Source organism: Mesorhizobium sp. M3A.F.Ca.ET.080.04.2.1, assembly GCF_003952525.1.
GTDB lineage: Bacteria > Pseudomonadota > Alphaproteobacteria > Rhizobiales > Rhizobiaceae > Mesorhizobium.
The window spans coordinates 5,034,195-5,049,549 of the sequence record NZ_CP034451.1; the positions used below are offsets into that span (position 1 = coordinate 5,034,195).

Here is a 15,355-nt window from a genome sequence, read left to right on the forward strand (position 1 = left end):
AGTCGAGTGCCCGGAAATGTTCCGCTGGTTTGAAAAAAGGCTCGATCCGTTTCCCGCCGCGGAGCCGGTCGAGCCGCCGAAGACGCTGGTCGCCTTCTGCGTGCACTACACGCGCGGCGTCTGGCCCTACATCATTTTGGACGCCTTGCTGGTGGCGGCAATCGCCGTCGCCGAAGTGTGGATGTTCGGTTTCATGGGCCGCATCGTCGACTGGCTGTCGGCGCAGAACCGCGAAACCTTTCTGCAGACAGAGAGCTGGAAGCTCGCCGGCATGGCCTTCATCGTGCTGGTTGCGCTGCCCGGCACCGTCTGGTTGCGTTCGTTGCTCAACCAGCAGACGGTGATGGGCAACTATCCGATGCGCATCCGCTGGCAGGTGCATCGCTACCTGCTGAAACAGTCCATGGCTTTCTACCAGGACGAGTTCGCGGGCCGCATCGCCACCAAGCTGATGCAGACCGCACTTGCCGTGCGCGACTGCGTCATGAAGATCATAGACGTTCTCAACTACGTCATCGTCTACTTCCTTGGCATGTTGTTCATCGTCGGCTCGGCGGACGTGCGGCTGGCGGCGCCGCTGGCTGTGTGGCTGGTCGGCTACATCGCCCTGCTGCGTTATTTCATCCCTCGATTGGGCAGGGTCGGAGAAGAGCAGGCCAATGCGCGTTCGACCATGACTGGTCGAGTCGTTGACAGTTACGCCAACATCCAGACGGTAAAGCTGTTCAGCCACGCGCGCCGCGAAGCGGGCTTCGCCAGAGAAGGCATGGCGGGTTTCCTCGAGACGGTCTACCGCTCGATGCGGCTGGTGACCATCCTCTACGGCCTGCTCTACATCTTGAACGCGCTGTTATTGTTCTCCGTCACGGCGCTGTCGCTGTGGCTATGGCTCGGCGATGCGGTGACGATCGGGGCGGTGGCCGTTGTCATCGGCCTGGTGCTCAGGATGTGGGGCATGTCGCAATGGATCATGTGGGAGATGTCTGGCCTGTTCGAGAATATCGGCACGGTCCAAGATGGCATCCAATCGATCTCGCTGCCGCGCCTGGTCGAAGACAGGCCGGGCGCCAAGGACATCGCCGTCAGCCTGGGCGAGATCCGTTTCGAAGATATCCGCTTCCACTACGGCAGGCAGAAGGGCGTCATCGAGAACCTGTCGCTGACTGTGAAGCCTGGCGAGAAGGTCGGCATTGTCGGCCGCTCGGGCGCCGGCAAATCGACGCTGGTCAACCTGCTGCTGCGCTTCTACGACCTGGAAGCCGGCCGGATCCTGATCGACGGCCAGGAGATCGCGGCGGTGGCACAGGATTCGCTGCGCGCGCAGATCGGCATGGTGACACAGGATACCTCGCTGCTGCACCGCTCGGTGCGTGAAAACATCCTGTACGGCCGGCCCGACGCGACTGAAGAGATGCTGGTCGAGGCGGCCAAGCGGGCCGAGGCGCTGGACTTCATCGCCGAGCTTTCCGATTCCGAAGGCCGCAAGAATTTCGACGCCTATGTCGGCGACCGCGGCGTCAAACTGTCCGGGGGCCAGCGCCAGCGCATCGCAATTGCCCGCGTCATGCTGAAGGACGCGCCGATCCTCATCCTCGATGAGGCGACCTCGGCCCTCGATTCCGAAGCCGAGGCGGCGATCCAGGAGAACCTCTACAGGCTCATGCAGGGCAAGACCGTGATCGCCATCGCGCATCGGCTGTCGACCATCGCCGCGATGGACAGGCTCGTCGTCATGGACAAGGGCCGCATCATCGAGGAAGGGTCGCACGACGAACTGGTCGCCAAAGGCGGGCTCTATGCCCAGCTCTGGCAGCGCCAGTCCGGTGGCTTCCTGCTCGACGACGCGCCCACCGATGCCGCCAACGATGCGATAGCCAAGGGTGAAGCCGCCGAATGATGAAGGCCGTCTACCGCTGGTTCGAGCGCTGGGTCTACCCGTTCCGCGAGCCGGCGACACTTCGGCCACCTGCCAGCGTCGGCGGCTTCATCTGGCACTATGTCGGGCAGGCAAAGCTCGCCTTCTTCGCCATGCTGGTCATCGGCGGCGTCGCGCCGCTGGTCGAAGCCGGGCTGTTCTACTTCGTCGGTCGGCTGGTCGACATACTGGACCAGTTGCCCGGACAGCGCAGCTGGCATGCGCTGTGGGCGGCCGCCGGTCCCGAGCTGCTGTTCATGGGCGCGGTGGTGCTCGTCATCCGCACGCTGGTGGTCGGTCTGTCGGCGCTGGTCGACGAGCAGACGATCACGCCGGGCTTCTACAATCTGGTGCGCTGGCAGGCGCACCGGCATGTCTCGCGTCAGTCCTACGCCTTCTTCCAGAACGATTTCGCCGGCCGCATCGCGACAAAGGTTTGGCAGGCGGGGCAGGCGACCGGCGACCTGATGGAGAGCTTCCTCGAGGTCGTCTGGTTCATGATCGTCTACACGGTGACGACGCTGGCGCTGGTCGCCGGCCTCGATCTCAGGCTGGCGGTGCTGGTGGTCATCTGGATCGTGGCTTTCGCCTGGCTGGCCAGGCTTCATCTGCCGGCGATCCGCAAGCATGCCGAGGCGACGGCCGAGGCCGGTTCGATGATCAATGGCCGCATCGTCGATTCCTATTCCAACGTGCAGACGCTGAAGCTGTTTTCGGCCGATGGCGACGACCGCTATATCCGCAACGGCTTCGACATCTATCTCGATGCGCTGCGGCCGTTCACGCGCCGGCTGACCGGGGTGCGCATGGCGCTGACGACGCTTTCGGGGGTGATGATCACGGCGATCGCCTGTTTTGCCATCTATCTCTGGGTGGAAGGCTCGATCACCGTCGGCGCCGTCGCCTTCACGCTTTCTCTGGTGCTCAGGCTCAACATGCTGCTTGGCCGGCTGATGATGCAGCTCAACAGCATCCTGAGGAATCTCGGCGTGCTGGAAAATTCAAAGGCGCTGATCTCGCAGCCGCTCGGGCTGATCGATGCGACGGACGCCAGCGAACTGTTCGTCAACGGGGGACGCATCGACGTCAGTCGCGTCACCTTCCATTACGGCAAGGGAGCGGGCGTTCTCGACGGCATCGATCTCGTCGTGCGGCCGGGCGAGAAGGTCGGACTGGTCGGTCCGTCGGGTGCCGGCAAGACGACCTTGGCCAATCTGATCCTGCGGCTCTACGATCTCGAAGGCGGCAAGATCCTGATCGACGGCCAGGACATCGCGCATGTGACGCAGGATTCGCTGCGCGCCAATATCGGTGTGGTGAGCCAGGACACGGCGCTGTTCCATCGCTCGCTGCGCGACAACATCAAGCTCGGCATGCCGGATGCGACCGACGCTCAGGTGATCGCCGCGGCGAAAAAGGCCGAGGCGCATGAGTTCATCATGGGGCTGCGCGACAACCGCGAGCGCGTCGGCTACGAGGCCTATGTCGGCGAGCGCGGCGTGAAGCTCTCCGGCGGCCAGCGCCAGCGCGTCGCGATCGCGCGCGTGTTCCTCAAGGACGCGCCGATCCTGATCCTCGACGAGGCGACTTCGGCGCTCGATTCCGACATCGAGGCCGCGATCCAGGAAAATCTGGCGCGGCTGATGGAGAACAAGACAGTGATTGCCATCGCTCACCGGCTGTCGACCATCGCAGCACTCGATCGTCTGGTGGTGCTGGACGGCGGTCGCATCGTCGAGCAAGGCACGCATGACGAGCTGGTCGCGCTCGACGGGCTCTATGCGCGGCTGTGGAAACGGCAGTCCGGCGGCTTCCTGTTCAACGAGGAAAGCGCGCTGGAAGAGACGCGGCCGGCGGAGTAGAACGGGCCATGTCGGTACGGATGCCCACGAATTTTGGACGAAGCGGCGCCCAGGAAAGTGCGTTCGACCTGCTCGGCCACGAAATCCTCGCCGAGAAGGCGGCCGCTCTTGGCCGCGCCGGCCAGCGCGTCGAGCAGACTCTGGCGAAGCTGCGCGAGAACGGCGAGGGCGAGCATCGCAGCCGGCTGCTCAAGGAAGCGGCGGCTGCCGTCCACGCATATTTCATCCAGCGCGAGCTCTGCGGTTTTCGCAAGCATGACGCCGCGATCCGCGAGTACGATATCCCGCGGGCGGTGTTGGTCAGGCTGGGGGCCAGCTAGCTACTCCAGCCATTCCGTGATGAAGCTGCCATTCTCGTGGATGTCGATGGTCTCGAGCGGACCGGGGCCGAGATTGGTGAATTTGTGAGGCGTGCCGGGCGGCACGATGAGGATCTGCCCGGCCGAGGCCTCGATCTCCTGGTCGCCGACCGTGAACAGGCCGGTGCCGGAGCGGACAATGAAGATCTCCGCGTAGGGGTGCTTGTGCAGGCGCGGGCCGCCGCCGATCTCGGGCAGGTAGTTGAAGATCAGGCAGCTATTGGAGCCGAAGGCGCCGCATTGCAGCTCACCTTGCCAACGGTCGGGCGCTTGCGCCCATCTGTCACGCTCGATGACATGCGCCATGGCTCCAGAATAGCCCGCGCCATCTGCCGCTGTCGAGCCGGGTAGGGGCTGGAAAACGGGCAGGATTTCCCGTTGTTTCGGGGCGCTCGAGGGGCAGTCGGCGCACCGCTTGGCGGGGCCGCGCCAGGCACCCGCGACAATCTGCCCTTGTGCCTTCACCCGTCTGGACAAAAACGGGCTTCACGCATAAACCGAACTCCAAATGCCGGAGGAATTCGCTAGCCTGTTCGCCATGCGCTGTCGGGCCGGCGCGATTGAGCGGGACAAGGCTCGGCCGCCGGCACGGAAAGAGGCGAAAGGATCAGGCACCCGTGAGCGCAACCGACATCCACGATCCCAACCGTCGCGATTTTCTCTATATTGCCACCGGCATGGCCGGCGTGGTCGGTGCGGGCGCCGTCGCTTGGCCGTTCATCGACCAGATGCAGCCGGATGCCTCGACGCTGGCGCTCGCCTCGGTCGAAGTCGACGTCTCCTCGCTGCAGCCCGGCAGCTCGCTGATCGTCAAGTGGCGCGGCAAGCCGGTCGTGGTGCGCAACCGCACCGAAAAGGAAATGAAGGACGGCGAGGCGGTAAGCCTTGACGAGCTGAAGGATCCGATCGCGCGCAACGCCAACCTGCCTGCAGATGCCCCGGCGACCGATGCCAACCGCACAACGGCCGGCAAGGAAGCCTGGATGGTCATGGTGCAGGTCTGCACCCATCTCGGCTGCATCCCGCTAGGCCAGGAAGGCGATTTCGGCGGCTGGTTCTGCCCCTGCCATGGCTCGGTATACGACACTGCCGGCCGCATCCGCAAAGGTCCGGCGCCGGAGAACATGGCGATCCCGGTATTCAAATTCATTTCCGATACCAAGATCCTTATCGGTTGAGGCAGGGGGATAATTCGATGAGCGAGGGACACTCGACCTATACGCCCAAGACCGGTATCGAGCGCTGGTTCGACGCGCGCATGCCGCTGCCGCGGCTGGTCCATGACAGCTTTGTCTCCTACCCGGTGCCGCGCAACCTCAACTACATGTGGACGTTCGGCGGCATCCTGTCGATCATGCTGGCCTCGCAGATCCTGACCGGCATCGTGCTGGCCATGCACTACACGTCCGACACCAATCTCGCCTTCGATTCGGTCGAGAAGATCATGCGCGACGTGAACTCGGGATGGCTGCTGCGCTATCTCCATTCCAACGGCGCCTCGTTCTTCTTCGTCGCCGTCTACATTCACATCTTCCGCGGACTGTTCTACGGGTCCTACAAGGCGCCGCGCGAGCTGCTATGGATCCTGGGCTGCATCATCTACCTGCTGATGATGGCGACCGGCTTCATGGGCTACGTGCTGCCATGGGGCCAGATGAGCTTCTGGGGCGCCACCGTCATCACCGGCTTCTTCAGCGCCATTCCGCTGGTCGGCAACTGGATCCAGGAACTGCTGCTTGGCGGTTTCGCCGTCGACAATCCGACGCTCAACCGCTTCTTTGCGCTGCACTATCTGCTGCCCTTCATGATCGCAGGCGTCGTCGTGCTGCACATCTGGGCGCTGCATGTCGTCGGCCAGTCGAACCCGACCGGCATCGAGGTCAAGTCGAAGACCGACACGGTTGCGTTCACGCCTTATGCGACCATCAAGGACGCGTTCGGCATGATCGTGTTCCTGTTCTTCTTCGCCTATTTCGTCTTCTACCTGCCGAACTATCTCGGCCATCCGGACAACTACACGATCGCCAACCCGCTGAAGACGCCGGCCCATATCGTTCCGGAATGGTACTTCCTGCCGTTCTACGCGATCCTGCGCGCCATCACCTTCAACATCGGGCCGATCAACTCGAAGCTCGGCGGCGTGCTGTGCATGTTCGGCGCCATCGCCATGCTGTTCCTGGTGCCGTGGCTCGACACATCGAAGGTGCGCTCGGCGGTCTACCGGCCCTGGTACAAGCTGTTCTTCTGGCTGTTCGTGGCCGACGCAATCCTGCTCGGGTGGCTGGGCTCGCAGCCGGCGGAGGGCAGCTATGTGTTCATGGCGCAGATGGCGACGCTGTTCTACTTCACCTTCTTCCTGGTGATCATGCCGGTGCTCGGCCTGATCGAGACGCCGCGGCGTCTGCCGAACTCGATCACCGAGGCGGTGCTGGAAAAGAAAAAGGGCGGCAGCGGGCATCCGGCGGGCGCGACGGCCGCGCCGGAAACCAAAGGCTGAGAATCTGAGGGGATTTGGCATGAAGAAGATTCTCACCTCGCTGGCTTTGTTTGGCCTGGTGGTCGCGGGTACTTGTATGTCAGGTGCAGGGACCTTTGCCGCCGAGGAGGAACACAACGCGGCCGCGCCGACGCATTTCCCGATCAATGAACCGAAGGAAATGGGCTGGAGCTTCGCGGGTCCCTTCGGCACCTACGACAAGGCCCAGCTGCAGCGCGGCCTGAAGGTCTACAAGGAAGTCTGCTCGGCCTGCCACTCGATGAACCTTGTGGCGTTCCGTACGCTAGAGGACCTCGGCTATTCCGACGCGCAGGTGAAGTCGCTTGCCGCCAGCTACACGATCCATGACGGTCCCAATGACGCCGGCGACATGTTCGACCGCCCGGGCAAGCCGTCGGATCACTTCCCGGCGCCGTTCCCGAACGAGCAGGCAGCCGCCGCCGCCAATGGCGGCGCCGCTCCGCCCGACATGTCGCTGCTCGCCAAGGCGCGCGGTGTCGAGCGCGGCTTCCCGCGCTTCGTCTTCGACATCTTCACCCAGTACGCCCAGGGCGGTCCGGACTACATTCATTCGCTGCTCACCGGCTACGACCAGACGCCGCCGGCCGGCATGGTGATCCCGGAAGGCACGCACTACAATCCGTACTTCCTGTCCGGCGTGTCGCTGAAGATGCCCAAGCCGCTCTCAGACGGCCAGGTGACCTATGACGACGGTTCGCCGCAGACGATCGACCAGTATTCGCGCGACGTGTCGGCGTTCCTGATGTGGGCCGCGGAGCCGCATCTGGAAGACCGCAAGAAGACCGGGTTCCGCGTGCTGATCTTCCTGGTTCTGTTCGGCGCGCTGGTCTATCTCACCAAGCGCCGGGTGTGGGCCGACGTGGCGCACTGAGCCCGCGACCAGTCCCACAAGATCTTGAAGGGCGCCGCAGGGCGCCCTTTGTCTTTCAACTGCCTCGGCACGCCGATCTGATCATTTGCCAGACAATTTTCCGGTAGGCGGTAGCCGTCATCCTTGCGGGCGGCTACGATCGGTCCGTTCACGATCATTGCCCGAATCTCAGATCATGGGCCGGGGAGCCGCCTGATGAAATCGTCGCTCGAAGACACGCTGCTTGCCGCGATCCGCACCATCCCCGACTATCCCAAGCCCGGCATCCTGTTCCGGGACATCACGACCTTGCTTGGCGATGCGCGCGCCTTCCGCCGCGCCATCGACGAACTGGTGCATCCTTACGCCGGGCTGAAGATCGACAAGATCGCCGGCATCGAGGCGCGCGGCTTCATTCTCGGCGGTGCGGTGGCGCACCAGCTTTCGGCGGGCTTCGTGCCGATCCGCAAGAAGGGCAAGCTGCCTTACGAGACCGTGCGCGTCGCCTACAGCCTCGAATATGGGCTCGACGAGATGGAGATGCACAAGGATGGCGTCTCGGAGGGTGAGAAGGTCATCCTCGTCGACGATCTGATCGCCACCGGGGGTACGGCGGAGGCGGCGGTGAAGCTGCTCAGGCAGATCGGCGCCGACATCGTTGCCGCCTGCTTCGTAATCGACCTGCCGGATCTCGGCGGGCGCCGGAAGCTGGAAGCGCTCGGCGTGCCGGTCCGGACGCTGATCGGCTTCGAGGGGCATTGATTGGTGGTGAATGGTGAATAGTGAATAGTGAATAGTGAATAGTGAATAGTGAATAGTAGCTCCCTGGCTACTACTTACTACTTACTATTCACCATTCACCCTTCACCATTCACCATTCACCCTCACCAACACAGCGCTGTCGAACTCGATCACCTTGGCGCCTGTCGAATCGAACGCTTCCGAGCGCAGCGTGAGCAGGTTCCAGCCGGGGCGCGCGGCAAGCGGGCGATGGGCGAGCGCGGTGCGCGTGAAGGTCACTGTCTCGCCGGCATAGACCGGTTTCAGCCATTTCAGGTTGCGGAAGCCGGGCGAGGGGCCGAATTCCGGCTGCGGTCCAGGGCCGGTCCAGCGGACGCCCTCGGTCTCCATGCGCTTTTGCAGATTGTATTTCATCCAGGTGGCGGCGGTGTGCCAGCCGGAGGCGCAGAGCCCGCCGAGAACGCTCTTCTGCGCGGCTTCCTCATCGACATGAAAGGCCTGCGGGTCGTACTTGCGGGCGAAGGCCTTGATCTCGTCGGCCTCGAACTTGTGCGAGCCGAGCGTGACGGTTTCGCCGATCAGGAAGAACTCGTCCAAAGTCATGACAGGCCCTGTGCGGCATCACGCGCGAGGAACATGCCAGTGTTCTCGAGCTCGAAGACACTCTCGCCGCGCTGGTTGAAGAGCTCGCTGCGCATGGCAACCAGGCCGAGCTGCGGCCTGGACTTCGACTGGCGCTTGGAAAGCACGGTGACTGTGCCGGTGAGCCGGTCGCCGGCCAGGACGGCTTCTTCCACTTCACATGCTCGATCCCGGCGACCTGCGAGTCGAATAACATCGCGCAGGTGTGCCACCCAGAAGCCGAAAGACCACCGAGGATGCTCGCCTTGCCGGCCTCCTCATCGAGATGCATCGGCTGGGCGTCGAATTCGCTGGCGAATTCAATGATCTCGGCGGCACTCACATCCTTGCTGCCGAGGTCGAGCGTGGCGCCCTCGACGAAATCCTCGTAGGCCCAGGTCTTTCGGGTCATGTCGACAATCCGGAATGCGTGATCCCCAAGGTTGGGCATCCCGGATGAAGGCTCAAGGCAATTCGGTCAAGTGATTTCTGGTGAGCGGAGCCGAGCGCAGCCACCAGCCAATTGCCGGGCAAAATCAGGTGTTGAACTTGAAGAGCATGACGTCGCCGTCCTGGACGACATATTCCTTGCCTTCGTCGCGCGCCTTGCCGGCTTCCTTGGCCGCGACTTCGCCGCCCAGCGTGACGAAGTCGTTATAGGCGATCGTCTGGGCACGGATGAAGCCGCGCTCGAAATCGGTGTGGATGACGCCGGCGGCCTGTGGCGCCTTGGCGCCCTTGTGCACGGTCCAGGCGCGCGTCTCCTTCGGCCCGGCGGTGAAGTAGGTGATGAGCTGCAACAGCTCGTAGCCGGCCCGGATCACCTTGTTGAGACCCGGCTCATCGAGGCCGAGCGAGGCTAGGAATTCCATTTCCTCTTCGTCGGAAAGCTGGGCGACTTCGGCTTCGATCGCCGCCGAGATCACCACGGTGCTGGCGCCCTGCGCGGCAGCCATCTTTTCCACGGCCTTGCTGTGCTCGTTGCCGGTCGCGGCATCGGCCTCGGCGACGTTGCAGACATAAAGCACCGGATGCGAGGTGAGCAGGTTGAGCCCCTGCAGGATGCGCAGGTCCTCGGCCGCGATGCCCTCGAGCAGGATGCGGGTCGGCTTGCCGCCCTGCAGCAGCTCGAGCGCGGCTTCCATGAGCGGCAGCACCGTCATTGCTTCCTTGTCCTTGCCGGCAGCGCGCTTGCGGATCTGGACGATGCGGCGTTCGAGGCTTTCGAGATCGGCGAGCATCAGCTCGGTCTCGACGGTCTCGGCGTCGGCGACCGGATCGATGCGTCCCTCGACATGGGTGATGTCGTCATCCTCGAAGCAGCGCAGCACATGCACGATGGCGTCGACCTCCCGGATATTGGCCAGGAACTGGTTGCCCAACCCTTCGCCCTTGGAGGCGCCACGCACCAGACCGGCGATGTCAACGAAGGAGATGCGGGTCGGGATGATCTCCTTGGACTTGGCGACCTCAGCGATCTTCTGCAGACGTGGATCGGGCACCGCCACCTCGCCGGTGTTCGGCTCGATCGTGCAGAATGGATAGTTGGCGGCCTGCGCGGCGGCCGTCCTGGTCAACGCATTGAACAGCGTCGACTTGCCGACGTTGGGCAAGCCAACGATGCCACATTTGAAACCCATGTTCTTTCGGTCCTATCGGGAGTTCGATTTGGTGAGGGCTATGGGCGAAAGCGGCGACGATCGTCAAGTCCTGCGCTGCGATCCCTGGTCGGCCTCAGTCTTTGCCGCCAAACAGCTTCTTCAGCATCGCAGCCATCGGCCCGCTTTCAGGCAACTTTGCCGGCGCCTGGTGCTGGCGCGCCTGACGGATGTGGCTCTGGGCCTTCGGCGGCTTCGGCGGCGGTCGGTCGTCGTCGCCGGTCGGCACCAGCTTTTCGCGCAGCGCCAGCGTGATGCGATTCATGAAGGAACTGTCGTCGCCCTTGGCCAGCAATCCGGCATCGTCGGCAATCGCGTCGAGCAGGACGTCGAGCCATTCGCGATCGGCCTTGGCGAAGTCGCCGAGCACATGGCCATGCACCATCTCCTTGACGCCTGGATGGCCGACGCCGATGCGCACGCGGCGAAAATCCTTGCCGACATGCTGGTCGAGCGAGCGGATGCCGTTATGGCCGCCGGAGCCGCCGCCAACCTTGATCCTGACCTTGCCGGCCGGGAGGTCGATCTCGTCGTAGAAGACGGTCAGATCGGAAGGCCCGAGCTTGTAGAAGCGCAGTGCCTCGCCAACCGACTGTCCGGACAGGTTCATGAAGGTCTGCGGCTTGATCAGAAGGATCTTCTCGCCGCCGAGCACGCCTTCGCAAATCAGGCCCTGGAATTTCTTCGACCAGGGCGAAAAGGAATGGCGGCGGGCAATCGCGTCCGCCGCCATGAAGCCGACATTGTGCCGGTTGTTCTCATATTTCGCGCCCGGATTGCCGAGGCCTGCAAAGACAAGCATCGTCGCCTCCGGGCGCGGAAGAGCTTACTTCTCTTCGGCCGCAGCAGCCGCCGCTTCAGGCTCGGCCACTTCGGTGGTCTCCGCCGCTTCCGGCTTCATCGCCGAGGAGCCGGCGATGGTCGCGATGGTGAAATCGCGGTCGGAGATCACCGGCTTGACGCCGGCCGGCAGGGTAACCGCCGAGATGTGGATCGAATCGCCGATGTCGGTGCCGGTAAGATCGACGGTGATGAATTCCGGGATCGCATTGGCCGGGCAGTGGAACTCGACTTCGTGGCGAACGATGTTGAGCACGCCGCCGCGCTTGATGCCGGGCGACTTCTCCTCGTTGATGAAGTGAACGGGAACGTCGACATTGACCTCGGTGTCCTTGCCGATGCGCAGGAAGTCGACATGGACCGGGAAGTCCTTGACTGGATCGAGCTGGAAGTCCTTCGGCAGGACCTGGATCTTCTTGCCGTCGACATCGATCGTGGCGATCGTGGTCAGGAACCCGCCGCCGTGGATCTTGTAGAAGACGTCCTTGTAGTTCAGCGCAATCGCCAGGGGAGGCTGCTTGTCGCCGTAAATGACTGCAGGCACTTTACCGTTGCGGCGAACTGCACGGGCGGACCCCTTACCGACCTGTTCGCGCGCTTCGGCCTTGAGCTCGTAAGTATCGTGGCTCATGGCATTTCCTTTCGCGTGTTATGGAGCGTCCGCGGCAAGCTCAATGCTCCGCCGTAAACGTCGAAAGCCGTCATGGCCTTGCACGATCTGGTCCAAAATCCGATTTGGGGATCATGCAGGCCTAGCCGGCCTTCCTCCGCGTTGCCTCCAAGGGTGTCTACGCGGGTGGCGGCTCTATAGCGGAAGGCGGGCGAGGGTGCAAGCCGCGGAAGCTTGGCTGGGCGTTCATGAGAATTTCCGGCAGGGCATGGCCGACGCTTCGGCTTCATACAAGTTCCACCTCGGTCGCGCGACACCTCTCCGGATGAAAGCATTGGATGTAGCATTGGGCGGATTTCAATCGTCCTGGGGGCGGACATCCGAAAGATCTGTGTGGACCGACATGAAACTATTGTTCAGCCGCAATCCCAATCCTCGCCTGGCCGTTGCCGTGGCGCGGCATCTCGAGGCGAAAATCGCGTTCGAATTCGCCGCGCCCATGGCGCCCGGGCAAACCGAGCATTACCGCGCGCTCAACCCAAACCTGACCATACCCATACTAGCCGGCCCGGGATGGAGCCTGTGGGAAGCCGACGCAATCGCCTGCCGGCTTTCGCGCGACGCGCGTTCGGATTTCTGGCGCAGCGGCGACGACGAACCGGACATGATCCGGTGGCTGAGCTGGGGCAAGGAGAATTTTGTCCGGGCCTGCGACATGGTGCATTTCGAGCGCGGCACCAAGCAGCGCTACCGGCTCGGCCCGATCGACCAAGCGCTGGTCGAGGAGGGACTGAGGCGGTTCCACACGGCCGCTGCACTCCTGGATACGGCGCTTTCACAACAAGTGTGGCTGGTTGGAGACGGTATCCTATGCAGACTTTCGCATGGCGACGTTGCTGCCTTTCAACAGTGTCGCCAGGCTGCCGCTCGATGACTATCCGTCTGTCAGCCGCTGGTACCGGCGGCTCGAGGCGATCGATGCCTGGCGCGATCCTTTCGGCGGACTGGAAGCGCCGGAGCTGCCACCAGTCAGGAGCGCGGCCGAGCCGGACTGACTGCCCGGCCCGACAATTCCAATTCTGGACGTCAGGCCTTCTTCGCCTCCCTCATGTTCGGCAGGAAGACCGTCAGCAGGCCGAGGAAGGGCAGGTAGGAGCAGAGCTGGTAGACGAAGTCGATGCCCTTCATGTCGGCTATGACGCCGAGCACCGCCGCGGCGATGCCGCCCATGCCGAAGGCGAAACCGAAGAAGATGCCGGCGATCATGCCGACGCGGCCCGGGACCAGTTCCTGAGCGAAGACGACGATGTTGGAGAAGGCCGACGACAGGATCAGACCGATCAGCACCGTCAGCACCATCGTCCATTCGAAGTTGGCGTAGGGGAGCGCCAGGGTGAACGGCAGCACGCCGACGATCGAGAACCAGATCATCGCCTTCTGTCCGTAGCGGTCGCCAAACGGGCCACCGAGCAGGATGCCCAGCGCCGAGGCGCCGAGGAACAGGAACAGCATCACCTGCGACATCTGCACCGAAACGCCGAACTTATGGATGGCGTAGAAGGTGTAGTAGCTGGAGATCGAGGCGATGTAGGCGTTCTTGGTCAGCACCAGCAGCGTCAGCACGGCGAGCGCGCCCATCACCTTCTTGCGCGCGAAGGGTGAGACGTGAACAGGCTGCTTGCGGGTGGCCATCGAGGCGCGCAGCCGGCTGTACCAGCCGCCGACCTGCCACAGCACGATGATGCCGATCAGCGAGCCGATGGCGAACCAGGAAATGCTGGTCTGGCCGAAGGGCACGACGATGAAGGCTGCCAGCAGCGGGCCCATCGCCTGGCCGAAATTGCCGCCGACCTGGAACAGCGATTGCGCCAGGCCGAAGCGGCCGCCAGAGGCGAAGCGGGCGATGCGCGAGGATTCCGGATGGAAGATCGCCGAACCGATACCGATCAGCGAGGCGCCGATCAGGAGCAGCCAGTAATGGCCGGCATAAGCGAGCACGACCAGGCCGATCAGCGACGAAGCCATGCCGTAGGGGAGCGAATAGGGCATCGGCCGCTTGTCGGTGATCATGCCGATCAGCGGCTGCAGCAGCGATGCCGTCACCTGGAAGGTGAAGGTCAAAAGACCGATCTGCCAGAAATCGAGACCGTAGTTTTCCTTGAGCAGCGGATAGATGGCCGCCAACAGCGACTGCATGATATCGTTTATGCAGTGGCAGAAGCTCACCGCAAGGATGACGGTGAATGCCGTCGCCTGCGCCGAGATGTTGGTTGCCGTCGCTGGCGTCGCGACGGTGGTGGCGGTCGTATCGGTCAAGGCAATGCTCCGTGGACTTCTGGCGGCAAACCGCGGCCAGCCGTATAGGCTGGGTGCCTTATATTCTGCTTGAATGGCGACTTCTTTCGTGGTTTGGTCCAATTGTTTCGCGAGTGGGCCACAACCATGCCGCACGGCAGGGAGATATTCAGGGGCGATGCGGCCGAGCTTGGCCGGCTGCATCAAACGCGCTGGCAGTGGCTGGAGGAAGTCGTCGCGCCTGCGGTAGCGCTTCCGAACGAGTATCCCGACGGCTATCATGTACCCCTGCACCGCCATAGCCGCAGCCAGTTGCTGCATGCGCTGGTAGGCGTCGTGCTGGTGACGACAAAGCACGGGCGGTGGATGGTGCCGCCAGACCATGCGATGTGGATCCCCGCAGGCATCGAGCATTCCGTCGAGATGCTGGGCGATGTCTCGATGCGTTCGGTCTATGTCACGCCCGGGGCCATTGCCGGGCTGCCGGAGGGCTTGCGTGTCGTCGGCATCACCGAATTGATGCACAGCCTGATCGTGGAATCGGAAAAGCTGCCGCAGGGCGCCGAACTGGAAGGCCGCGGCGGGCTGATCATGGGGCTTTTGCTGCATGAGATCCCCAACCTGCCGGAACGGCCGCTCGGCCTGCCGTTCCCGTCGGATCCGAGGCTGGCCGCACTCTGCCGGCGCTTTGTGGCTGCCCCGTCGCCGCATGCGACGATCGACGAATGGGCGAATGCCGCAGGCATGAGCCGGCGCTCCTTCACCCGCGCTTTCCACCGCCAGACCGGCCTGCCGCTGTCGACCTGGCGCCAGCAGGCCTGCCTGTTCGCAGCGCTGCCCAGGCTTGCCGACGGCGAGCCGATCACCAGGGTGGCGCTCGATCTCGGCTATGACAGCGTGCCGGCCTTCATCACCATGTTCAAGCGCATGCTTGGAACCTCACCCCGCGGCTATATGCGGGGCGCGCGCGAACCGAGCGAGGGACACAAGCGGCCCAGCGGCCCTGCAAGGTCGGAAGCTGGGGCGGTCTAATGCATGTCACCCATAAGGGTGCAGCGGTTCTGGGGCAACGACATGCATCAAATA

The 15,355-nt window shown here is 63.3% G+C and carries 14 protein-coding genes and 2 pseudogenes; 9 read left to right on the top strand and 7 right to left on the bottom strand.

All coding sequences use genetic code 11. The features are described from left to right. Nucleotides 1–16: 16 nt before the first annotated feature. From EJ074_RS24000 to EJ074_RS24010, 3 genes are read left to right on the top strand one after another with little or no spacing between them, the layout of a single operon-like run. Nucleotides 17–1,897 (top strand): ABC transporter ATP-binding protein, encoded by a 1,881-nt coding sequence (locus tag EJ074_RS24000; RefSeq protein WP_095807046.1) that lies wholly within the window; start codon nt 17–19, stop codon nt 1,895–1,897. Then, the gene (locus EJ074_RS24005; RefSeq protein ID WP_095806988.1) at nt 1,894–3,777 is read left to right on the top strand and encodes an ABC transporter ATP-binding protein; all 1,884 of its coding nucleotides are present in this window, start codon (nt 1,894–1,896) and stop codon (nt 3,775–3,777) included. Before EJ074_RS24000 ends, EJ074_RS24005 begins: the two co-directional genes overlap by 4 nt. Nucleotides 3,778–3,785: 8 nt before the next feature. Further along, on the top strand, nt 3,786–4,097 hold the full coding sequence (locus tag EJ074_RS24010; protein ID WP_095806987.1) for a DUF6665 family protein: 312 nt from the start codon (nt 3,786–3,788) through the stop codon (nt 4,095–4,097). Here the strand turns inward: EJ074_RS24010 and EJ074_RS24015 are convergent, their stop codons facing one another. Beyond that, a complete protein-coding gene (locus tag EJ074_RS24015; RefSeq protein WP_095806986.1) occupies nt 4,098–4,442 on the bottom strand; it encodes a cupin domain-containing protein in 345 nt (114 codons plus the stop codon). Between the two features lie 311 nt (nt 4,443–4,753). Here EJ074_RS24015 and petA point away from each other — a divergent pair, with 311 nt between their 5' ends. The 4 genes from petA to EJ074_RS24035 all read left to right on the top strand — a co-directional run bounded on the left by petA (nt 4,754) and on the right by EJ074_RS24035 (nt 8,266). Further along, complete coding sequence (gene petA, locus EJ074_RS24020) at nt 4,754–5,314, top strand: ubiquinol-cytochrome c reductase iron-sulfur subunit (RefSeq protein ID WP_095806985.1); 561 nt, start codon at nt 4,754–4,756, stop codon at nt 5,312–5,314. 17 nt (nt 5,315–5,331) lie between these two features. Beyond that, complete coding sequence (locus EJ074_RS24025; RefSeq protein WP_095806984.1) at nt 5,332–6,633, top strand: cytochrome b N-terminal domain-containing protein; 1,302 nt, start codon at nt 5,332–5,334, stop codon at nt 6,631–6,633. 19 nt (nt 6,634–6,652) lie between these two features. After that, on the top strand, nt 6,653–7,525 hold the full coding sequence (locus EJ074_RS24030; protein WP_095806983.1) for a cytochrome c1: 873 nt from the start codon (nt 6,653–6,655) through the stop codon (nt 7,523–7,525). 195 nt (nt 7,526–7,720) lie between these two features. Beyond that, entirely contained in the window at nt 7,721–8,266 is a 546-nt protein-coding gene (locus EJ074_RS24035) for an adenine phosphoribosyltransferase (protein ID WP_095806982.1), read from the top strand. Nucleotides 8,267–8,368: 102 nt separating this feature from the next. Here the strand turns inward: EJ074_RS24035 and EJ074_RS24040 are convergent, their stop codons facing one another. From EJ074_RS24040 to EJ074_RS24060, 5 genes and pseudogenes are all read right to left on the bottom strand, one after another. Next, nucleotides 8,369–8,848 (bottom strand): MaoC family dehydratase, encoded by a 480-nt coding sequence (locus EJ074_RS24040; protein ID WP_095806981.1) that lies wholly within the window; start codon nt 8,846–8,848, stop codon nt 8,369–8,371. After that, nucleotides 8,845–9,278, bottom strand: a pseudogene (locus EJ074_RS24045) (MaoC family dehydratase). Before EJ074_RS24045 ends, EJ074_RS24040 begins: the two are co-directional and overlap by 4 nt. A gap of 124 nt (nt 9,279–9,402) precedes the next feature. Continuing rightward, nucleotides 9,403–10,506 (bottom strand): redox-regulated ATPase YchF, encoded by a 1,104-nt coding sequence (gene ychF / locus EJ074_RS24050; protein ID WP_095806980.1) that lies wholly within the window; start codon nt 10,504–10,506, stop codon nt 9,403–9,405. Between the two features lie 94 nt (nt 10,507–10,600). Then, nucleotides 10,601–11,326 (bottom strand): aminoacyl-tRNA hydrolase, encoded by a 726-nt coding sequence (gene pth / locus EJ074_RS24055; RefSeq protein ID WP_095806979.1) that lies wholly within the window; start codon nt 11,324–11,326, stop codon nt 10,601–10,603. A 24-nt stretch (nt 11,327–11,350) separates the two neighbouring features. Next, on the bottom strand, nt 11,351–11,995 hold the full coding sequence (locus tag EJ074_RS24060; RefSeq protein WP_095806978.1) for a 50S ribosomal protein L25/general stress protein Ctc: 645 nt from the start codon (nt 11,993–11,995) through the stop codon (nt 11,351–11,353). A 382-nt stretch (nt 11,996–12,377) separates the two neighbouring features. Between EJ074_RS24060 and EJ074_RS24065 the strand changes: the two are divergent. Beyond that, nucleotides 12,378–13,029, top strand: a pseudogene (locus tag EJ074_RS24065) (glutathione S-transferase family protein). A gap of 31 nt (nt 13,030–13,060) precedes the next feature. On the opposite strand, the gene EJ074_RS24070 reads toward EJ074_RS24065, so the two are convergent. Then, nucleotides 13,061–14,290 (bottom strand): MFS transporter, encoded by a 1,230-nt coding sequence (locus tag EJ074_RS24070; RefSeq protein ID WP_165350002.1) that lies wholly within the window; start codon nt 14,288–14,290, stop codon nt 13,061–13,063. A gap of 126 nt (nt 14,291–14,416) precedes the next feature. Between EJ074_RS24070 and EJ074_RS24075 the strand changes: the two genes are divergently transcribed. Beyond that, nucleotides 14,417–15,301, top strand: a complete 885-nt coding sequence (locus EJ074_RS24075; protein ID WP_095806977.1) for a helix-turn-helix transcriptional regulator — start codon at nt 14,417–14,419, stop codon at nt 15,299–15,301. Nucleotides 15,302–15,355 lie beyond the last annotated feature (54 nt).